The organism is Clostridium sp. AF27-5AA (assembly GCF_003478415.1).
Classification (GTDB): Bacteria; Bacillota; Clostridia; order Lachnospirales; family Lachnospiraceae; genus Otoolea; species Otoolea fessa.
Genome location: NZ_QUFH01000011.1, coordinates 85,859 through 108,395, shown reverse-complemented (window position 1 = coordinate 108,395; position 22,537 = coordinate 85,859). Strand labels below are relative to the sequence as shown.

General features: G+C 51.4%; 16 protein-coding genes and 1 riboswitch. All 16 genes read right to left on the bottom strand.

Annotated features, from left to right (window positions below):
• Positions 1–13: 13 nt before the first annotated feature.
• The 16 genes from DWY89_RS11475 to DWY89_RS11400 all read right to left on the bottom strand — a co-directional run bounded on the left by DWY89_RS11475 (position 14) and on the right by DWY89_RS11400 (position 22,440).
• Positions 14–1,090: an XdhC/CoxI family protein gene (locus DWY89_RS11475; RefSeq protein WP_182434574.1), complete on the bottom strand. Its 1,077-nt coding sequence runs from the start codon at positions 1,088–1,090 to the stop codon at positions 14–16.
• Positions 1,091–1,159: 69 nt separating this feature from the next.
• Positions 1,160–2,179: a molybdopterin-binding protein gene (locus DWY89_RS11470; protein WP_118468950.1), complete on the bottom strand. Its 1,020-nt coding sequence runs from the start codon at positions 2,177–2,179 to the stop codon at positions 1,160–1,162.
• Between the two features lie 21 nt (positions 2,180–2,200).
• On the bottom strand, positions 2,201–3,886 hold the full coding sequence (locus DWY89_RS11465; RefSeq protein ID WP_118524135.1) for a DVU_1551 family NTP transferase: 1,686 nt from the start codon (positions 3,884–3,886) through the stop codon (positions 2,201–2,203).
• Positions 3,887–3,897: 11 nt separating this feature from the next.
• Positions 3,898–4,299 (bottom strand): NifB/NifX family molybdenum-iron cluster-binding protein, encoded by a 402-nt coding sequence (locus DWY89_RS11460; RefSeq protein WP_022360477.1) that lies wholly within the window; start codon positions 4,297–4,299, stop codon positions 3,898–3,900.
• A gap of 130 nt (positions 4,300–4,429) precedes the next feature.
• Positions 4,430–6,319 carry a DVU_1553 family AMP-dependent CoA ligase gene (locus DWY89_RS11455; RefSeq protein WP_118524698.1) on the bottom strand — a complete coding sequence of 630 codons (1,890 nt, stop codon included), beginning with the start codon at positions 6,317–6,319 and terminating at the stop codon, positions 4,430–4,432.
• 29 nt (positions 6,320–6,348) lie between these two features.
• Positions 6,349–7,875, bottom strand: coding sequence for a radical SAM (seleno)protein TrsS (gene trsS, locus DWY89_RS11450; RefSeq protein ID WP_118524132.1), 1,527 nt, complete (start codon positions 7,873–7,875; stop codon positions 6,349–6,351).
• A 169-nt stretch (positions 7,876–8,044) separates the two neighbouring features.
• A complete protein-coding gene (locus DWY89_RS11445; RefSeq protein ID WP_022360474.1) occupies positions 8,045–8,281 on the bottom strand; it encodes a DVU_1557 family redox protein in 237 nt (78 codons plus the stop codon).
• 5 nt (positions 8,282–8,286) lie between these two features.
• On the bottom strand, positions 8,287–10,530 hold the full coding sequence (locus DWY89_RS11440) for a pyridine nucleotide-disulfide oxidoreductase/dicluster-binding protein (protein ID WP_182434572.1): 2,244 nt from the start codon (positions 10,528–10,530) through the stop codon (positions 8,287–8,289).
• Positions 10,531–11,155: 625 nt separating this feature from the next.
• Positions 11,156–14,077, bottom strand: coding sequence for a molybdopterin cofactor-binding domain-containing protein (locus DWY89_RS11435; protein ID WP_118524696.1), 2,922 nt, complete (start codon positions 14,075–14,077; stop codon positions 11,156–11,158).
• An 81-nt stretch (positions 14,078–14,158) separates the two neighbouring features.
• Complete coding sequence (locus DWY89_RS11430; protein WP_118523835.1) at positions 14,159–14,599, bottom strand: DVU_1555 family C-GCAxxG-C-C protein; 441 nt, start codon at positions 14,597–14,599, stop codon at positions 14,159–14,161.
• 193 nt (positions 14,600–14,792) lie between these two features.
• Positions 14,793–14,912: riboswitch (molybdenum cofactor riboswitch) on the bottom strand.
• Between the two features lie 584 nt (positions 14,913–15,496).
• Positions 15,497–16,204, bottom strand: coding sequence for an FCD domain-containing protein (locus DWY89_RS11425; protein WP_118524695.1), 708 nt, complete (start codon positions 16,202–16,204; stop codon positions 15,497–15,499).
• Positions 16,205–16,460: 256 nt separating this feature from the next.
• The gene (locus tag DWY89_RS11420; RefSeq protein ID WP_243022819.1) at positions 16,461–18,149 is read right to left on the bottom strand and encodes a peptide ABC transporter substrate-binding protein; all 1,689 of its coding nucleotides are present in this window, start codon (positions 18,147–18,149) and stop codon (positions 16,461–16,463) included.
• A gap of 193 nt (positions 18,150–18,342) precedes the next feature.
• Complete coding sequence (locus tag DWY89_RS11415; protein ID WP_107000910.1) at positions 18,343–19,281, bottom strand: ATP-binding cassette domain-containing protein; 939 nt, start codon at positions 19,279–19,281, stop codon at positions 18,343–18,345.
• The gene (locus DWY89_RS11410) at positions 19,278–20,357 is read right to left on the bottom strand and encodes an ABC transporter ATP-binding protein (protein WP_118522274.1); all 1,080 of its coding nucleotides are present in this window, start codon (positions 20,355–20,357) and stop codon (positions 19,278–19,280) included. The genes DWY89_RS11415 and DWY89_RS11410 overlap by 4 nt, the downstream gene beginning before the upstream one ends.
• Positions 20,358–20,368: 11 nt before the next feature.
• Entirely contained in the window at positions 20,369–21,493 is a 1,125-nt protein-coding gene (gene opp3C / locus DWY89_RS11405) for an oligopeptide ABC transporter permease (protein ID WP_227589457.1), read from the bottom strand.
• A gap of 11 nt (positions 21,494–21,504) precedes the next feature.
• The gene (locus DWY89_RS11400; protein ID WP_118524694.1) at positions 21,505–22,440 is read right to left on the bottom strand and encodes an ABC transporter permease; all 936 of its coding nucleotides are present in this window, start codon (positions 22,438–22,440) and stop codon (positions 21,505–21,507) included.
• Positions 22,441–22,537: the final 97 nt, after the last annotated feature.

Below are 22,537 nucleotides of genomic sequence, written 5' to 3'. Positions count from 1 at the left end.
TGCTTCGGTTTCCTTACCGTTCACACGGTTCCCGATCCGTGGCAAAATCTTCCACCAGCACATCCATAATGCCGCCGCAGACCATTCCTTCATCTTCCGCCGCCTCGCCGGTCAGATCTACATGAACTACTTTGTACCTGCCGCTTCCGATCAGAGAACGTGCCTCGCCCAGCACGGCCGCCTCGCTGCAGCCGCCGCCGATGCTGCCGAGAATCCGTCCGTCCCGGTAGACAATCATCTTCGCGCCTGCCCCGCGCGGGGAGGAACCCTTTGATTCAATCACCGTGACCACTGCTTTCGGCTCATCCGGCTCCTCCGCCAGGCGTTTCAGCACATCAAAATCCAGATCGGAACGGTTTTTCACACGTTTGTCTTCCCGATCCATGCGCTTTACCTGTATGATCTCCGCCAGAATCGAGATCGCGATCTCCTCCGGTGTCACACCGCCGATCTTTAAACCGATCGGGCTCTTTAAACGGCTCATCCGCTCTGGATCGTAGCCTTCTTCCAGAAGCTCCTGTTTCACGATACCGACGCGGCGTCTCGAACCAATCATGCCGAGATACGCCGGTTCTTTTCCTTTTCCAATCATCCGCAGGCAGTCCGCATCGTGGCGGTGTCCGCGCGTAACGATACAGATATAGTCGCTCTCCTGAATCTTGAGTTCTTTGATCGCATGCCCAAAGTCATCACAGATCACCTTCTCTGCCATCGGGAAACGTCCCGGATTCGCGAAGGAAAGGCGGTCGTCCACCACAGTTACCAGGAATCCGACGCGCGCGCCAAATTCTGCCACCGGAAGAGCCACATGGCCGCCTCCGAGAATAATCAGGCGCTCTTTCGGGAAAAATGGTTCCGCCACATTCCAACTGCTTCCGGCGCGCCCACAGACCGGCTGCCCCTGTGTCAGGGCTTCTTTTCCAATCTCTGACGCCTCTGCGCCTTCTCTCAGTTCACAGAGCATATCTGTTAGATTTCCCTCTTCTCCCACAAAGCTTCTCTCGAACGCCAGACACGGCGTCCCTTCCAGTTTTTTCAGAATCTCCCCATACAGATTCATATCACGCACTTCCTCTCTTTTATACTGCATGAGCCATCCATTTCTCATTTCGCAGTTGTGCCATCGCGGTTGCTGCCTCATCGCCGCTCTCTGGCTCGATTATTTACCAAAACCGCAGTTCGGGAAAATACAGGTTGGACAATTTAAGCACAGACCACCTGCGCCCATTTTCGCCAGATCCGCTTTTGTCACTGGCACATCTGCCATCACACGCGGCAGCACCAGATCAAAGATGGTCCTCTTCGCATACATCACGCAGCCCGGAAGTCCCATGATCGGCTTTCCGTCCTTCGTATATGCCAGCAAGAACATCGCTCCCGGAAGTACCGGCGCGCCGTAGGAGACAACCTCCGCCCCGGTCTGCTTGATCGCGCTCGGTGTCGTATCATCCGGATCGACGCTCATGCCGCCGGTACAGACAACAAAATCGGCGCCCTGATCCAGCCATTCCTGGATTGCCTCCGTGATTTTATCCGGATTGTCCCCTATAATCTTCTGTCCCAGAACTTCCACACCAAATTCCTGAAGCTTTTCCCGGATGACCGGGCCAAATTTATCCTCAATCCGTCCATAGAACACTTCATTTCCGGTCGTCACAATGCCCGCTTTCTTATTTTTATACGGAAGCAGTTTTAATAGCGGCTCTGAACCCGCTACCTTCTTCGCCTCTTCCATTTTTTCTTTTTCAATTACCAGCGGGATCACACGGGTTCCGGCTAACTTATCACCTTTTTTTACCGGGAAATTCGTCCGGCGGGTCGCGATCATCATCTCCGGCAGGCTGTTGACCTTTAAGAGGCGTTCTTCATCGACCTGAAACAGACCGTCCGACTCCGCAATCAGCTCAATCTTGCCTTCCTTCGGATCGGTTGCACGCATATACTCATTCTGGCAGATGCCGCGCAGAATGTCCGCCGCCTCGTCCTCATGATATTTTGTATCGTCCTTTTCCCAGACATAAATATGATCTTTTCCAATCGAAAGCAGTACCGGGATGTCCTCCTCACGCACGATATGTCCCTTGCGGAATACGGCATCCTTCGTCACGTCCGGAATAATCTGCGTCATGTCATGGCAGAGTACCTGTCCGACTGCCTCGGTTGTTTTCATTAATTTCATATGATTTTCCTCTTTTCCTTTTTATAGTAATGCCTCCGCACGCTTTGCCAGCTGATACCGCCGTTCCACGCCCGCCAGCGCCTCCGGGTTATCCTTAAATTTCTCCCGCTTTGCCGCAAACCGTTCTTCGATCGTTACACGCCGTTCTCCCTGTACCTGCTTGTCCGCCAGATACACGATCAGGCTTTCATTCAGATATCCCAGCTTTTCTTCCGGCAGATCCATATGATCCGCAACGATATCCGCGATCCCGGTATGTCCCAGAAGCCGCAGCCATCCCGCCCCTGTCTCCGGATGTTCGGGGTATGCTTTGGCGATGTCATGAAGAAGCGCCGCCGCGTAGATTTTGTGTTTATCGATTGGAGTGCTTTTGTATGTCATCTCCACACATGTTTCCGCCCTATGCTTTAGAACTCTATCTGCCAATTCCACGGCCAGCTCCGCAACCGCCCGGCTATGGCGCACCGTCGCCTCCGGCGTGTGGAACCATGCAAGCAGACGTTCACACTCCTCTTTGTCCGGGACAGGACGTTTTCTCTCCCAATCACGCAATTTCTGAAACTCTTCCTGTGTATCCGCATCATACGCGCAGCCCGGATCCGGCACATCCAGGGGAATCCGGCGGATTTCCGGCTGTTCACAGGCGCCTTTAAGCCCCATCGTTCCATCATGCTGCAGCAGTTTTTCGATCACATCTGCACGGATCAGAAGCGGATGCCCCGGTGTTTTCTCATACTCCGGGAGATAGACATCCCCATCGCCTTCCGCAAACCGGTATTTTTCATATTCCAGCGTAAATGGCGTAAACAGCGGCACATCCACCGGGAAAAAGAAAATGCCATCCAGCGCCTCTTTTCCTGCCGTTTTCCGCTTTTCCTTATAATAGGAAAGCCCCAGGCAGACGGAATCAAACATTTTCGTCTCCGCATACGCCGGATTGTGGATGAAATGGATTCCCGGTCCCGCAGCCGCCGCGCGTATATCTTCCGCCCGGCGTCCGGTAATGATCGTGATTTCATGTACGCCGCACGCCCGCAGCGTCTGTATCTCACGTTCCAGGACCGTCTGGGCGCCGAGCTTCATGAGTGGTTTGAAATCCCCCATCCGCGAGGATCGCCCCGCCGCCGAGATCAAGGCGTCAAATACATAATCCTTTCTTTCATACACCTGTCCGTAGCCAAAGGGAATCTGCAGAAGTTCTGTCTTTTTCCGCTTCTCCCAGCCGCTGATCAGTGTCCGGAACCAACCCGCGTGCCCGATTACCAGAATATCGCCCCGGCTCTTCATCCGGAGTTCATTCCAGGTTGTCCTGGCGCGCCCTGCACAATCTGCAAAACTCTCTCCCTGCGGCGGTCGGAAATCGTACATATCTGCCCCTCGTGCCACATACTCCGCTGGAAACTGTTCCCGGATTTCATCGAAGGAATGACCATCCCATTCCCCCATGTCAATCTCCGCCAGACCATCTACGACCTCAATCGGAATACTTCTGTCAATCACTTCCTGCAGGATCGCGGCTGACTCCCGGCAGCGCTTTAACGGGCTGGTATAAATCTTTTCAATTCTGCGTCCCGCAAATGTCTCCCCCAGCGCCCGAATCTGTGTCCGCCCTTCCTCTGAAAGCGGCAGATCCGTCCGCCCGATGCAATATTTCCGTTCATCTGGAAATTCCGGCTTCCCATGCCGGATCAAATAAATCGTCCGCATTCTGTCCTTTCCTAGTGCTCGTGTTCCTCTTCTTCCCCACACTCGCAGCTGAAATCATGGCTGTGTCCAAATGGTCCCGGTCCGCCGATGTAGTCGCGGATCAGCTCCAGTTTATAACGGTTCATATAGCTATATGCCTTCTGAACCGTATGCCCGCTTCCCAGATAACGGGTCACGCCCGCTTTTACCAGTATCTCAAACGGTTCTTTCTCGATCGGTCCGCAGATGACTGCCTCACAGTCATGTTCTACCACCTTCTTCGCAAATACCAGATTGTCCGGATCCTGTTTTCCATAGACATGGAAAATCTGGTTCTTGTCCGCGTCAATAATCATCAAAAACGGACTCTCCTTAAAAGTCGCCGGTACCAGTCCGTCGATCTCCTCTGTCTCTGATGCAATCGCTATGTTCATTTTTTTCTCCTTGTTCTTGTCAAATTTTACTAATTTTTTTCAAAATTTCTCGATTATTTTTAATTTTATGATACTGCAATTAAAACTCATCGTCAAGTTTTTCATAATATTGAATTTTACCACTCATTTTTCATTTTTCCTCGATGATCAGCCGTCTTTTTCCCGAACCGATATAGGGGGAAATTTCTTTTTCTATCACTGCGACGGTCAGGCAGTTCCCAAAGTATTCCGTTAATGCTGCTTTGACATTTTTCACTCTGCTTCCTACCGCATCTGCATAACCCGCTTTCTTCATAACAGCCACCGTCAGATGCTTCTGCGCCGCATTGTAAGATGCCTGAAAATCTTCCACCTCATCCAGGGCAAATAAAAGCTCATCTAATATGTGCATGGAAAGTACTTTTCCGCCGGACAGCCGGACGCTGTCATCCAGCCGTCCCTCAACCTTATCAAGTCTAGGCTTTAAACATCCGCAGGCACACGGTTCTGCAATCATCCGCCCCAGATCGCCGGTCCGATAGCGCACAAGCGGCATTCCCCGCCGCCGAAGCGTTGTCAGAACCAGCTCGCCGTATTGCCCTTCCGGAACCGGCTGTCCCGTCTCCGGATCCAGAATCTCAATCAAAAGGTCCCGATCCCGCAGATGGTAACCCGCACGCGCCCCACACTGTACGCCGCCGCCGTAACCAGTTTCCGTCATCCCCCAGTGTGTAAAGACCCGGCAGTTCCATGTTTTTTCCAAAAAACGCTGCACGCTGACCGGCACATAATCAGCACTTAAAAGCACTGTTTTCGGGCAGAGTCCCGGCGCATGGGCTGCCAGCGCATACATCTGGCTTGGGACACCGATCAGGCAGTCTGCCCCCTCGCCGTCCCGCGCTGCCGCTTCCATATCGTGAATCAGTCCATGAACCTTCGTCTCCACCTGAATGCGCCCCAATCCTTCTTTTAAAAGTCCTCCAATCGAAAAAAATCCCGGTCCTTCCATATAAACCGTGACCCGATCGCCCGGCTTTACCATGTACTGCATCCCTGTTTCAAAGAAATCCGCCGTCTGCATCAGATCGTCTTCGGTAAAAAACAGGCGCTTCGGTGCCCCTGTACTGCCGGAGGTTTTCAGCGTGATGATCCGCGCGATCTCCTTGGCTGGAACACATAAAAATGTTTCCGGCTCCGCTTTCAGTTCCTCCGGGGTTGTGAGGGGAAGTGTGCGGAAATCCGCCCATGAAAACGAATCCGGCGCGAGCCGTACATCGGAACCTGCCATTTCCCCAAGCTGTCCCCAGACGGATGTAAATTTCTTCTGATAAAATGGACTTTTCTCCTTTACATACGAAAGTGTCCGCCATAACCCGGACGGCTGCGCCGCCGCAATAAAATAACCGCAGGCCGCTTCTTTTAAAATCTTCCGTTCCGCCCCCAGTGCCGCGCAGACGAATTCCAGATTTCCATCGAAGATCTGCTGCCCGATCCACTCCGCCAATGCTCCCGACGCGTCCTGCATCTTTGCAAGCACAAATCCCGCCTCCGCCAGCCGGTCACGGATTGTTTTAGCAGACTCCAGCCGTCCCAGCATCCCGTCTAAGAAAAGCTCTTTCTTCCGGGCATACATATCGCTCATCAAAAGCCATCCTTCCGGTTTTAACACCCGGTACACCTCCCGGAGCGCCGCCGCCGGTTCCGCAGCCTTGGAACAACTGCACTCCATCAGAATGATATCTGCCGTCTGATCTGGATATGGCAGTTTCTCCGCACATCCAGTCTCTATCCAGCCAGGTTCATGCACATCCGGATTCTTATCCAAGCCGGAAATCTGCCAGTCTGGGAAATGCTCAGAAAGCCATCGCATCGTGCCGCCGGTTCCGCAGCCGATGTCGATGACGCGAAGCGGCACTGCAGGGTCTGTAGACTCCGTCTCTGCCGCTCCCGCCTCCGGTATCTCAATTCCCGCAAACTGGAACATCTGCCTCGTCAGCGCAAATCCGCCCGGTCGGCAGAGACTGCACTCATTTGTATCCATTTTTTGCACCTCTCCTTTCTGCGCTTCTATTATCTGCCTCTTTCCATCGGAGACAAGTAGTATGCACAGAACGGAATCTTCTTCCCGTCTTTATACACATGCAGGCTGCACTGGCGCAGGCGCTCGATATCGAGATTTCCGGCATCCTGAAACGCCATGGATGTGATCGTGAAGCCGTGGCTTTTTGCACGCTTTAAGAAGTCCTCCATATTTGTTATGTCAACTGATTCTTCTTCACAGCAGCAGGATTCTGGTTCGGGCTGAGTTCCGCCACAGCAGCAGCTTCCTGGTTCGGGCTGAGTTCCGCCACAGCAGCAGCTTCCTAGTTCGGGCTGTGCTTTCTCCAACAGATACGCATCTGCATTGGCATCGCAGCAGCAGCTTTCTTTTTCCGGCTGACTTTCTCCACAACAGCACGTCTCTTCCAGATCGCGCCGTTCCCAGCGCCGTCCGACAAATTCACGGTTCTTCTCCGCCGGATCCGGACCGCAGCAGCAACCTTCGCCCTCCGGTTCTGCCTCGGTTTTTCCACTATAATTTGTCAGCGGCATCAATTTATCCCCAGGCATCACGATGAAATCCCCGTGGAACCCACACATTGGGTGATCGCAGCAGGATGGCGCGATCTGTTCCTCTTTGATAAGCCCGCCGCTCTGGCTGACAACCGCCTCCAGAAGCTCATCCAGCGTATAGCGGTCATCATCCGCCGGAAGCTCCGGGATACGTCCAAAATAGCTGACCGGCTGGAAATGCACGCCGCGCACATACGGCGACCGCTGAATGGCAAACCGGATGATGTCCCCGATCTGCTCCGTATTGACGCCCGGAACAATGACCGGAACAAGCGTCACGCCGATTCCATACCGGCCGCACTGCTCGATCGCCCGTTTTTTCACTTCCAGCATCGGGCGGCGGCGCAGTTTTTCATATACGGCATCGTCCACGCCGTCAAACTGCATAAATACAAACGAAAGTCCCGCATCCGCCAGACGCTTTATAAACGCCTCGTCCTCCGCCAGGCGCAGACCGTTGCTGTTTAACTGCACATATTTACAGCCAACCTGCTTCGCATACGCCACGATCTCCGGCAGATCGTCCCGCACTGTCGGTTCCCCGCCGGAAAGCTGCAAAAGTGTCTTTCCCGGCTCCGTCAGATCGTTGATCCACCGTTTTACCGTGTCTAAGGACGGATCCTGCGCCCCATCCGGCTCCGCAAAACAGAAGGTACAGTTCATATTGCACCGCGCTGTGATCTCCAGCAGGGTACAGCAGGTGGCGCGCCTGTGCTCCGCACACAGACCGCAGCCCGCCGGGCAATTTAGATTTTCATTTTCTCCCACCGCCGGACGTTCCCCGCGCCAGTCGGCAAACTTGCGCTTATTTCTCCAGATTACACTGGAAAATGTCCCGTGCTCCGGGCAGGTTTTTACCAGATATATCTGCCCGTCCCGCTCTTCCCGCTTTGCCGGAATGCGTTTTAAACAGACCGGGCAGACACTGTATGTATAGCGCATTTCTTCCGGCAGGACACCTCTGTCCTGTAAGTTCATTACCATCGTCTTTCATCCCCTTATCTCAATTCATTACAGTTCTCCCATGATGCAGCCAGCCGCAAATGGGCTGTGTTCTCATGTTCACACATGGCAAATCCCCGCAGCCAGCCTGTCTCACCTATCCTTTTCAGATCCAAAAGCATCTCTCATGAATCATACTTATATCTACTATCTACTTATCTTCCAGCTCTCTCTCCACATCCGCCATACGCCCTTTTACCAGCGCTTCCGGCAGATATACCTCGCCGCACTTCGGGCAGCACAGGATCTCGGTGTGGAAATTGTGCCCCAGATAGTCAAAAAATGTGGATTTCGGCACCATCTCCACCTGACACCGGCGGCAGATGACTTTTTTCTCCAACGCCTCTTTGATCCGCTGATCTCTTCCGCCTCCATCGATCGTCGGCATACTCATCACTCTCCTTCCAGATTCATGCGGTGGCTGTAGCCATTCCAGAGCTTATAACCGCCGTCCGGCAGCACCTCATACTCTGCCCAGTAGGTCATATGCTGGATCTTCAGATGCCCGATCCGATGTCCCGTCTCCGGGTCGATGATGCCGCGGTCTTCCCGCTCACAGTGTTCAATGACCTGTTCCATATCTTCAATCAAAATCTGGCTCGCTGACAATTTGCGTTCCAGCTCCTTCTCAACTTCTAATTTCATATGTGTTTCCTCTTCGATCGTCTCATTCCAGTACGTCTTAAGCAGTTCCCGTTTCACCGCCAGGCGGTTGTGCCAGCGCTCCGTCACCGTCGCCGCCGGGCGCCCCGCGCCATTTAACCCAAACAACAGGTCGAGGATATGAACCGCCTCCTTACCCTGTCCGGCAAAGGACTCCCGGCAGTTGACGCAGTAGGTCACATACGGCAGTTCCTCCTCTTTTGCACGGGAAGTTGTCATATAGCTTGTGTGGCTCGGAGAAGCAATCCCGATATGCCCGCCGTATCCGCAGCAGCGCGCCTTTTTCCCGTCATACGGCAGATTTTCCCACGTAATCCCTGCTGCATCCGCCAGATGCCGCACACTCTCCTGCAATTCCGGGTAATAGCGGCTGGCGCAGGGATCAAACAAGGCATACGGCTCTCCAGCCGTTCCAGCCGTCTCCACGCCCCACTCTTCCATCACTTCCGCCAGAAAGACAACCGGAAGCTCCGGCAGGTATTCTTCAAACATCTTCCGGCAGTTCGGGCATGCTAAAACCACTGTCGGTTCGCCAAGCTCTCTCCACTGCCGCCGCATTTCCTCCAGATGTGCCGCGTGGATGTCCACTTCGCCTGCCCACTCGGCAGGCGCACCGCAGCAGGTCATCCAGATCGCCGCATCCGGCTTTTTGGAACGCAACCACTCATACGTCCGCGTCACATAGCGCGGATCCGAACCGGCGAGCTGGCATCCCGGAAAGAATGCATAGGAACTCTTCTTAACATTCTCCGGTTTCCGCGTAAGTCCCGCTTTTCCGGAGGCATATGCCATGTCGCGCAGCCAGAAATCGTGGAATGGCCACGGCATCGCGCCTTTTTTTTGCATTGCCCGCATACTGTCAAGCAGAAACTGGCTGAAATCGATATGCTGCGGACAGACTTCCTTGCAAAGCCCGCAGTGGTCGCAGGTGCTGATCAGTCTGGTCGCCCACGTACCATCGCGCGATAACGTACCGGGATGGATTGTTATGTAAACCTCTTCATACAAACGGCGCGGTGTTTTCTCATGCAGGCGCATCAGATCACAGGCACGCATACAGGCATCACACGAACACTTCTGGCAGCGCGCGATCTCCTGCATCGCCTCTTCCTCCGTATACGATTCCCCGTTTGCCGGAACCACCCGATCGGCACGCTCGATCCCATTCGTTTGAAGATTTAAAAGTGTCCCTTCCTTTCGAAATGGCTCATTCATGCCGCCCGTTTTCAGATACCGTTCGATCGCAAGCGAAACCGCCAGCCCATCTGCCAGCGCCTTCATGCTGTCGCCGCCTGTCAGGGAACCTCCAATGAAAACGCCCGGTGTCCGGGTTGCAAATGCGCCGTTCGGGTCCATTTCCAGACCAAAGTCCGCGCCATCTGCCCCAGTTGCCACATACACAGCATCATAGTCCGCCCGGAGTGCCTCCAGATCCGTTACCGTTTCACCGAGATGGCGTGAAAATTCCTCAAATTGGAACTGCGCCTCGATCTCTGCATCAAATTCCGCCGGATCCATCTGGTTTCTCGCCTGACCGCCCAGAACCATTTCCCGCTCATAAACCGTTACCTCGTACTTTTTATTGCAGAGACGCAGTGCACAGCCAAGCCCCGAAAGACCGCCTCCGACGATCGCGATCTTTTTTCCTTTCGACGGCAGGTTATACGCATTCGGTGCCTTCCGCTTCGCGTACTCGACCGTCGCCCGCTCTAAAAGCCCGATCGCGATTCCCCCGTCCAGCTTCGCACGCAGACATGCCTTCTCGCACGGATGGCTGCACAGCTTCGACACAATATCCGGAAATCCCACCGTATTCTGATAGGTCCGGTACGCCGCGTTGAAACGTCCCTTTTTCCACTTTTCTTCCAGCCCCTTGATATCCAGCCGGAACGGACAGGCTGCCTGACAGAACGGCGGCTCGTTCTGATGGCATTTCTCCGCCAGCGTCTTCTCAAAATCTTCCAAATAGCTCACAGGGCGGACCTCCTTTCTTTTCTCCTGCATTTATCGTTACTGTTCACGCATACGTGCCCAGTAACGGAATTTGCCGTGGCTTCGCATTTAAATACGGCAAATTCCTGCTGCCACCACGTTTTCTTACGGCACTTTCGGTTCCAAAAGTGCCTACCCGTGAACAGTAACCATTTATCCTCTCCCAGAATCATTTATCCCGTCCTCAATCGATAAGTAAAAATTCCAGGAGCCCATTTTAATACTTTTTATTATACACCATAACCAAAGAATATGTCTTGGCACATTCTCGCGTCGAACGCGGTCGCTTGCGCATCATTGTTCCAAGGAATTTCCTATTATAAAAAAGAATGTGCCTTGGCACATTCTCGCGCCGAGCGCGGTCGCTTGCGACAACCTACATCTTCGCGCGAGTGCGCATCATTGGCACGTTAGTGCCTTTGTGCGTAATAGGGAATTCCAAGGAATTTCCTATTACACAAAAAAGCCGCTGCAAAACCTACCTCTCTAAACATAGATTCTGCAGGTTCGCAGCAGCTTTTATTTAATTCTTATTTACAATCACGCGATACGCCTTGCCGCAGCTGCCCGCTTCATGTGCAGCCACGCATTCCTCTTCCGATTCGGATTAGAACGGACGCTCTGCCGTCGGATCATCCAGGGATACGTAGAAGCTCTGGGTTCCTACCTGTACCGGATTCTCTTTGATGTTCTCCAGTTCCTCATACATATCGGAACCAAGGAAGTATTTCTTCGGCTCGTACGGTTTCTCGCCCTTTGCGATTGCATCCAGACCAGCTTTTACCTTCTCCGGAAGTGCCGGGATCTCGTGGATACGTACGCCGCAGGCATTGTAGATACCATTCAGAACTGCACAGTGGCCAGATGCCTGGAATGCCTCAGAAGCACCTGAAGAGCCGAACGGACCATCAGAGATAGCGCCATCGATATGAATCAGGTCGATATCATCCGGAACATCCTTGATGTAGGAAGTACCAGCGCCAAACATGTTCGCATGTTTCTTAACGTCTGCGTAGTCCTCTTTCAGGGCGAAGCCGATACCATGCATGATACCGCTGTATGCCTGACCGTTAACAGCATCGATATTACCGATACGTCCAACGAAGTCAACACAGGTGAATTTCAGAACGGTAGTCTTACCGGTCTTCGTATCAACCTCAACCTCTGCCAGGTTCAGGCAGTATGTGAATGCCGGAGTCGGGTCGCCGATACCGGTATTCGGATCCAGACGGCACAGACCCGGAGTTGTGTTGGTCTCGTAACGGCCAAGATACTTGGTCTCGATGCCTTCTGCCTTCATCTCATCATAGGTACGAAGTGTACCATCTTCTTTTCTCATAGCTGCCAGAAGCTTGTTAGCCGCGATGATGGTTGCATTACCATCCATGTACAGGGAACGGCTGGCACCAGCCATACCGGTATCCGGACAGGTCTTGGTATCATTCTGAATCAGCTGGATATCTTCTGGTGTCAGATGCATTTCTTTCAGAGCTTCCAGTGTTACTACCAGAGAACCGGTTGTAGCACCCTGGCCCATTGCATGCCATGTGTCGTATTTGCGGATCTTGTTGCCCGGCATAAGCTCAAGAGCAACCTCTGCGCTGTCGCCGCCGCCCTCAGTAACGTTGAAGCCGCCCCATGCGATACCAACGCCTCTTCTCTTCTCCGGTGTGTCAGCTGCTTTCGCATCAGCCACTGCCTTCTCATAGATTGGACGCATGGTATCCATGATCTTCTCCATCGGATACTGCGGATATACATAGCTGTTGATATTCTTATCGCCTTCACGGCAGATATTCTTATAACGGAACTCGAACGGATCCATGCCCAGTTCTTCTGCCATCATATCCATCAGCGGCTCGCTGAGTGTATATGCCTGCGGAGAACCGTAGCTTCTGTAAGCGGTACCAAATGCATGGTTAACGTTCGCTACACGAACCAGACCTGCTACGTTCGGTACATTGTACGGGAAGAAGGTGAAACGTGCCGGTTTGGTCATAACGTCGTCACCGCCCCAGGAGTAAGCACCGTGGTCCATACCGATATCAAATTCAGCAGCCAGGATCTTACCTTCGTTATCACATGCCAGACGGCCATTGGAGTATGCCGGGCAGCGTTTTCCGCTGAAGTGCTGATGCTCTTCATAGGACATGGACAGGGATACCGGCTCGCCGGTAACTACGGTACAAGCTGCACACAGTGCGATATCGCCTGCGTTAGTAGACCATCCAAAGCTTGCGCCGGTCGGGTTCATGATGATACGGTATTTATCCTTCGGTACACCAAGGCAGTTACCCAGACGTCCGATCGAGGAGTATACACACTGGGATTTACACTGAATGGTCAGCAGACCATCATCGCCCCAGTAAGACTGAAGTACACAACCCTCGATGGAAAGATGCGGCTCACGGGAGGAGGAGAAGCTTCCTTCTACTACATGCGGTGCTTTGTCAATTAAGTCTCTTACCTCTTCTGCATCTTCCAGACCTGCTCCCTTTAATACCGGCTGCTCGCAGAAGATGTTCGGAGTATCCTCATGAATACGGATAGCATCCGGCATAACTGCATCCAGATATGTCAGATACTCTGGCAGCTGCTCGTATTCCATCGTAACCTTAGCGGCTGCTGCACGAGCCTGACGATGTGTATGAGCTACTACCATAGCGATAACATCACCGTAACGATAGATCTTCTCATCCTGAAGAACTTTACGGGATGGTGTCATAACAGTACTTCTCTCATGGAACTGACCCTCAGCCATGATGTTGGTTCCGCCTGCTGCGATAAGGTCTTTTGCTGTGATAACCTTAACAACGCCCGGCATCTTCTCAGCTTCCTCAGTATGGATAGCCAGAATCTTTGCATGATGGGTAACCTTCGGCTGAACGATAGCTGCATATAAAACGCCCTGCGGCATCTTAAGAGCCTGATCATCGCCGTAGTCGGTCAGACCACAAACTTTACCAAGTGCATCCTGACGAACAACCGGTTTTCCGTAGTAGTTGCCATCTTCCGGATTGTGGAACTTGATATCTTCGATGCTGCACTCGCCACGCATAACCTTAGCTGCAGCCATAACTGCATCTACAATCTGTTTGTATCCGGTACAACGGCATACGTTTCTTGTCTTCTGGAACCAGTCACGAACCTCTTCACGGGTCGGATCCGGGTTCTGCTCTAACAGAGCATATGCGGAAACGATGAAGCCCGGTACACAGAAACCACACTGTACAGCACCGCAGTTCATCCATGCAACCTGTAACGGATGCAGATGCTGCGGAGTACCGATACCCTCGATGGTGGTAATCTTGGAATACTCTTCTACCTGGCTGATTTTCTTGGTACAGGAACGGATTACCTGTCCGTTCAGAATGATGGAACATGAACCGCAGACACCGGTTCCACATCCAACCTTAACACCGGTCAGACCGATCCGGCGCAGAACATCTGACAGTTTATCGTTTTCCGGATCGCACATAAACATACGATCAACACCGTTGATGTTCAACATCATTTTTCTTAATTTCATGCTGTTTCGTCCTCCTTCTTTAAAATAAATAGAGCCCTGATGCTTCCGACTATCCTTCCGCATCGTACCTAATGCTATTCCTTAGTCATCCGCGTTTTCCAGCATCTCTGCCAGATCCGCCAGATCCACGCCATAGTCTTCCAGAAGTTCTCTGGCCTTGCGGTAGGTATTCTCTACCACCTGGGGACACCGAAGTGCCTTGTTGGCCATGTTATCTCCTAAAATCGAACGGCAATCACTTCCTCCATAGATTTCACCATAGTTTTCCTGAAACCAGTCTGCCAGTTCCGGTATCATCTCGCTGTATGCCGCTTCCGGCTCAAAGAGCGCCATCATCATCGCCGCACCGGTCAAAGCTCCGCAGGTCAGCCCGCTTCTGACTCCCAGACAGAGTGCTGCAGATGCCTTCAAAAGGCTCGGGTTCTCCTCGCCCTTAAGGGTAAGTCCCAGTGATACAAGTGCCTGACTGCAGCAGCTTCCCGATAAAAGCAGCTGGTTCAGTTTTTTAATATCCGGCTCCATCCGCACCTCCTGTTCTTAGAAACACAAAAAGAAAAGCGGCACCGCCTCTGAAAAGACAGTACCGCCTAACGTATTCGAGTTTGTATATACATCTGCACCTATAGATATGGATACACCTATATCTATACCTATCTGCCAGCACATATATACCCTATCTATACAAGAAGCCTGACAGCTTCCCGTATCCATCGATGTAAAGCGAATCTCTCTTTCTTTTCAAATGCGGAAGGCACTTCCATTTCCAGATGTACCCATTGGCCTGACTGCATACGGTTTCCCGCTTAGCAATTTCGGCTCGAAAAACAGATTGTTTCTATTTTGGTTTTGATACCTCTATGGTACTCTGCTTTTCATCGAAAGTCAATCTCATTTTTCATAATTTTGAAATTTTTTACATCGACAGGACACTTGTTCGCCCCTTATTTTACCTCAATACGGGATTTTCAACATGCTATTTTACCCTTGTAATATCTGTTTACTTACAGAATTTCAGCATAACTTCCGTTCAAATGTTGTATTATTTAAAGATTTGTATTCTTCCTTCCCACTATTTGATCGAGTATTTTTTAAAAAAATAACGCTCCACACACTTTCGTGATTTTTCATTTTCGTTTGTTTGACCATGAATTTTGTTCACTTTAATTTCATTTATATGAAGTTTATATCTTTTTGATTCATAATCAAACATGAATATCTGTTATTCATCCGCTATAAATCCTCACATTTTTAAGTATCTTTTTTCATTTTCTTTTTCTGTTTTAAATTTTATTCTGCAGACCATTATTTTTTGTTTCAGATAACGCAAGCATATTTAAGAACAGAATTCATGCACATACAGCTTCCGCATCGAAGATGTGATTTGCATAAATTTTTTCTTATTTATAATCCGTACAAATTCTACTTTCTCCCCGCAAAATACGCTTGCAGGTTCTCCCCTACATGCTCCAGATGCCGCTCCATCTCCCGGCGCGCCAGTGCCCCGTCTCCGGCTTCAATCGCTGCCAGAAGGCTTTCGTGTTCATTTTTCCGGACTTCGTCAGAGCGGACTGCTGCCTGGTTGAAGCGCGCATAAGCGTCCTGGTCGGTCAGGATGAGCTTTAACATCCGCAGGATAGATGGGCTGCCTGAGAGATGCGCGATCTTCAGATGGAACGCCAGATCTTCCTCGCTTCCCGCCCTTCCATGGCGGATTGCATAGAGATAGTCTGCCTGCAGATCTTTTAATTTCTGAAGTTCCTTCGGCTCAATCCGCTCTGCACATGCCTCCGCCGCATATCCTTCCAGGAGTTTCCGCACCAAAAGAATATCCTCCAGCCCGCTTTCTGTCTCCATCGACGCCGCCTCAATAAGCTCATTCGCCGCCTTCATCTTCTCCCGGCGTGACCGTTCTTCTTCCAGAAAGCGTTCGCCCTGCGGCGTCAGGATCCGCCCCTTGTTCTGCACCTTGACAAGCAGCCCTGCTTTCTCCAGCTCCAGAAGCTCCCGCCCGATGCTGGCGGACGGAAGATGCAGGATCTGCGCCAGCTGGAGTGCTCCCGCCGGGGTGTTTAAGTCCTGCATGGCTGTCAGTATTTCAAAGCTGCTGTTTCGTTTTTTCCCTGCCATTTTTCCACCTCAATACTCTGTACTATTTCTATGATTGTATCATCATTTCCGATTCGTGTAAATCATCCCTTACTGTATCGTACGGAATTTTCAGTTCAGAAAATTCCTACCTGTGAACCGTTACAAGCAGGCTGCAGTTTGACAGCGAAAATACCATAAAATAACAAAAAAGTGAACCGCAGGGTACATTTTCTCACTCTGCGGTCCGCTTCGAATCTAAAATCATTTCAGATTTTGATCCATCTGTTTTTATTTATTACTTTTTATCTACATTGATGAACAGATAAGGAAGTCCTACGGAGTAGTACTGGATACCGCTTACATCCGGATTGGTCATAACGGCTACAGACTGTCCGTAAATCGGGAACAGAACACACTGATCTGCCAGCGTCTTCTCACAGCCAACTAAAGCTTCCCAACGAGCATCCTGGTCGAGTGCCAGATCGCCCTTCTTTGCGGACTGGATGGTTGCATCGTAGTCTGCATCGGAGAACTGGGAGTAGTTGGTGGAGCTGCCGGTTATCCACATATCCAGATCAGTCATCGGATCTGCGTAGTCCGGACCCCAGCGGGTAAGACCGATATCATATTCACCTTTCTGCATGTATTCCAGACGGGCTTTCTTCGGAAGTACCTGAAGTTCGATGGTCAGACCCGGCAGGTTGTTCTGCCACTCGCTCTGTAAGAACTGTGCAACAGCCTGTGCAGAATCAGTATCTTCGCACATTAAAGTGAAGGATAAGGAATCTTTGCCAAGCTCGCTAAGGCCTGTCTTCCACAGCTCTTTTGCTGCCTCTACATCGTAGGTCCAGCTGTCGTATGCGCTGCCTGCTGCCTCACGGAAATCTTCGCCCTTTTCGTTGGTTGCAAGACCCTGCGGTACGAAGTAATCCATCGGTGTGGAACCATCTTTCAGAACACGGGTTGTGATCGCTTCTTTGTCATACGATTTTGCCAGTGCCTTACGGATATTTACATTGTCAAGCCCCTCTTTCTTCATGTTCGGGGTCAGATACCAGTTGTAACCGTCACTTCTGGTGGAGAATCTCGGATCATCCTCATACTGCTCTACCAGGTTGCCGCTTAAGGTTACAACGTCCAGATCGCCATTCTCAAAGGAAAGGGCTGCTGTCTGGCTGTCGGTAATGATCGAGAACTCAACGCCGTCCAGTTTCACATCGGATGCACCGAAGAACTGATCATTCTTTACTAATTCTACCTTCATGGCAGACGGCTCATAGGAAGATACCTTAAACGGACCATCTGCTAACAGGGTATCTGCGGAAGTTGCAAAGTTACCGCCACAGCTCTCTACAAATTTCTGATTTAAAGGCAGGAAGCATGCGCCGGATGCCATCAGGTAATCAAAGATAGCACACGGGGAGCTTAAAGTTACGACTAATGTCTTATCGTCCGCTGCCTCTACACCCAGTTCCTCAACCGGTTTTTCACCTGTTGTTACCTCTTCTGCATTTGCGATGCAGGCGGTTGTGATAAAGAACTGGTAATCACTTGCTGTTGCCGGATCGGCTACTCGTCTCCATGCGTAAACGAAATCGTTTGCCGTTACCGGATCGCCGTTGGACCATTTTGCGTCGTCACGGATCTTGAAGGTCAGGGTCAGACCATCCTCGGACTTCTCCTCACTCTCCGCCACGCCGTAAACCGGAGCACCTGACTCATCCTTGGTCATCAGACCCATCATAAACTGGGAGATAACACCACTGGATGTGTAGTCGTTGGAAAGTGCCGGATCCAGGGAGTCTACCAGAGTGCTTGCCTGATAGCGAAGCACCTTGCCGCCCTCAGCCGAGCTGCCGCCCTCTTCGCTTCCAGATTCAGCCGCTGCTGTCTCTGTTGTCTGGGTCGAGCCGCCGCAGCCTGCCAAAAGTCCAGCAAACATGGCAGAAGCCAGCGTCCACGCCATTACTTTTCTTAGCTTCATAATACTTCCTCCTTTTTTGTTTTTTTTATAAAACCAAACCATTCCCGTTTCATGCTGCATTTCCTGGTCCCGGCTGTCTATCCTCAGTTGTCTGCTGGTTCGGCTCATCTATAAAATCACCCGCTAAACAGGTCATTTTATCACATTTATTATGGTTGATTTTGTGCCGGAATGCATCGGCTTTCTTTTAAATCTACACCCATTTTTCCAAATCTGCATCGGTTCCGCGCACAAAATGTGTGCCCTCAATCTGATGCATCGTACCTGCGCCGTAATCCAGACCGCTCGTCTTATAATCATAGTGCAGTGCAATTCGGCTGCGCTCTACCACCGGGTTCGGGTTCGGGATCGCCGAAATCAGGCTTCGGGTGTACGGATGTACCGGATGGGAGAAGATCTCCTCCGTCGTACCCGTCTCCAGAAGGTAGCCCAGATGAAGAACGCCGATGCGGTCGGAAATATATTTAACCATCGAGAGGTCGTGGGCGATGAAGAGATATGCAAGCCCCGTCTCGTCCTGGATGTCCTTCATCAGATTGACAACCTGCGCCTGAATGGACATATCGAGCGCCGAGATACACTCATCGGCAATGATCAGCTTCGGGTTCATGACAAGCGCCCGGGCGATGCCGACACGCTGCCGCTGACCACCGGAAAACTGATGCGGGTACCGGTTTGCATGTTCCGGCGCCAGACCTACCTTGTGGAGGATGTCTGCCACCATCTCGGTCCGCTCTTTCTGGGAATGGTACCGGTGATGGATATCCAGCCCCTGTGCAATGATATCCGCTACTTTCTGGCGCGGATTTAAACATGCCATCGGATCCTGGAAAATCATCTGCATATCACTTCTGAGTCTCGCCTCTGTCTGGCGGCTCATTTTTCCGGAAATATCCATCCCGTCAAAGGTAATTTGTCCTGCGGTCGGATCGTAGAGGCGGATCAGCGCCCGCCCGATCGTCGTCTTTCCCGATCCGGATTCCCCCACAAGACCATAGGTCTCGCCCGGATTGATATAAAAACTGACATCCTCAACCGCTTTTACGGTAAATTTCCGGCTGACCGGAAAGTACTGCTTGAGTCCTTTTACTTCCAGAAGGGGCTTTTTGTTTGTCTCTGTCACTGCACTCATGCGATTCCCCCCTCTTTCTTCATTCTCTCAATTCGATCCCGAAGCTCCGGCGGCATATCGACCTTCGGCGCCTTCGGATGCAGCAGCCATGTCGCGGCGCTGTGTGTCTCCGATATCTTGAACATCGGCGGCTCCAGACGACTGTCAATGTTTAACGCATATTTATTCCGCGGTGCAAACGCATCACCCGTTACCTTGTGAAGCAGGTTTGGCGGGCTGCCCGGGATTGTGTAAAGACGTTCGTCGTCCGTTCCCAGATCTGGCATCGCGGAGAGAAGTCCCCATGTGTACGGGTGGCGCGGATCGTAGAATACATCCTCGACCGTGCCGCTCTCGACGATCTTGCCTGCATACATGACGTTGACATAATCGGCAACCTTCGCAACGACGCCCAGATCGTGCGTGATATAGATAACCGACAGCTGCCGTTTTTTCTGAATCTCCTGAATCAGCTCCAGAATCTTCGACTGAATCGTAACGTCCAGCGCCGTCGTCGGCTCGTCGCAGATTAAAAGTTCCGGATCGCACGCCAGTGCGATCGCAATGACGATTCTCTGGCGCATACCACCAGAGAGCTGGTGCGGATAGTTTTTGATTCGCTTCTCCGCGTCGGTAATGCCGACCAGCTTCATCAGCTCCAGCGCCTTCTCATATGCCTCTTCCTTCGGTGTATGGTAATGCCAGATCATGCCTTCCATGATCTGTTTCCCAACCGGCATCAGCGGGTTTAAGGAGGTCATCGGATCCTGGAAGACCATCGCGATCCGTTTTCCGTTGATATGGCGGCGGATTTCCTCTTTTTTCATCTGCAGAATTTCTCTGGTGACCCGTTCCTCCGGGTTACGGTAATATGAAAATGTGATCTGTCCGCGGTCGATCGTTCCGTTCTTTGCCAGGATTCCCATGATCGCCTTCGCAGAAACCGATTTACCGGAACCGGACTCCCCAACGATTGCAACCGTCTCGCCCCGGTTTACCGTCAGGTTGACGCCCCGGACGGCATTGACCACTCCGGCTGTCGTCTCGAAGGAAATGTCCAGATTCCGCACTCGTAAAATTTCTTCTTTTTTCTCCATGCCATTTCCTCCTACATATCCTTCATCTTCGGATCCAATGCATCACGCAGACCATCCGCCAGCATGTTAAAGCACAGCATCAGAAGTCCCATGACAATTAACGGGAACACGATCATGTACGGATGGCTTGTAAAGTTCTGATATCCACTCGAAATCAGGGAACCCAGCGAAGCCATCGGCTCCGGCACACCCAGGCCAATAAAGGCTAAGAATGCCTCGGTAAAGATCGCATGCGGGATCGAGAACATCGTCTGTGTAATCAGAGGACCAAAAATATTTGGTAAAATCTCTTTGAAAATAATGCGGAAACTCTTTGCTCCCAGCGTCCGGGAAGCAAGCACATATTCCTGCTCTTTCAGCTTTAAGACCTCCGCGCGGGCGATTCGGCTCATGCCCAGCCACCCGGAAAACATCAGGGCGAACGTGATGGACATAAGCCCCGGTTTCATGACTAACAAAAGCAGGGTAACCGTGATCAGGTACGGAATACTGTTTAGTATCTCGACGATACGCTGCATGATCATATCGACTTTTCCGCCGAAATATCCGGATACAAGTCCATACGTCAGACCAAACGCAAGGTCGATGAATACCGCCAGAACCGCTACATAGAGGCTGATCCGCGTTCCGCTCCAGGTCCTGGTCCAGAGGTCGCGTCCCAGCGAATCGGAACCAAACCAGTAGTAGGTATCGGTCAGATCGTTGCTCTCATAATAGTTGATTTCTTTGCTTCCGGTGGATGTACGGATCGTCTCAGAACCATCTAAGATACCCATATTTTCCAGCCCCGGCACTCTCGGCGCCATGTTCTGGTTGGTAATAATCTGCTGATCGTAGGTAAACTGGTTCATGTGAGGTCCGACAAGCGCCATCACAATCAGAAACAGAATACAGACAAAGCTGAACATTGCGCCCTTATTTTTCTTAAACCGTGCAATTGCCTCTTTCCAGTAGCTCTGGCTTGCAAAGTTTGTATCGACATGTTCAAAGCCGTCTTTGTGCTGGAATTCAAAATCATCGTCCAGAAATTCGATCTGGCTTAAATATTCTTCGGGTGATAACACATGCTCCCGAACGGAAGCCGCATCCCCGCCTGTCATTTTCTCATCTGTCTTTTCGTCACTCCGTTTTTTCATGCCATCACCTCTCAATCCGATTTCTTCGCCAGACGGATTCTCGGGTCGATAATTCCGTACAGGACGTCAACCACCAGCATCAGGACAATGTACATGACACTGTAGATAAATGCCAGCGAAATCGTCACGTTGTAATCGTTGGACTGAATCGCTGCAATCATTAAACTTCCGATGCCCGGAATCGAGAAGATCTTCTCGATAACCAGGGAACCAATCATCAGATCGACAACCAGCGGCGCCAGTACCGTAATGATCGGGATCAGCGCGTTTCGAAGTGCATGGCGCACCAGAAGCGGGCGTCCCGTGATTCCCTTGCTCTCCGCAAGCAGCATGTAGTCGCTGTCCAGCACCTCCAGAAGGGAGGTTCTCGTAAATCGAGCCACCGTCGCTACCGTAAACATCGACAGCGCCAGCATCGGCATGATCGACGATGCGAAGAACCTCTTGCCGTCAAACAGAAGCGGCAGCCACTGTGCCTTGTAGCCGATGAAATATGCCATAACCAATGCAAAAACATAGGACGGAAGGCTGACGCCCAGAACTGAAATCACAGTACAGATGGTATCAAGCCAGCTATTTTTCTTGAGCGCTGCCAGAATACCTAAAATCAGTCCGACTACCGCACCGAAGGAAACTGCCTCCAGTCCGATTCCAAAGCTGACCGGCACACGGTTCTTTAACAGGACCGAGATGGAGGTATCCTTGGAGATAACATACGATACACCAAAATCGCCCTGCAGCAGGTTCTTCACATACGTGAAAAACTGTACGATCAACGGTTTGTCCAGTCCATATTTCTTCGACATCATCGCAATCTGATCCGCGGTCAGCTTTTCATCGTTGAACGGAGATCCCGGCATCAGCTGCAGCAGCATAAAAAGTACCAGGATGATGATCAGAAGCGTGACAAGAGAAATCATGATACGTTTTCCGATATATTTCTTCATGTCCGTACTCCCTTCTTTCTTATATAATACGTCTCTCTCCTTCTCTTATAGCCCGGATATTCTTTCAACTCCGAAGTATAAAATAAGACAAACGGTT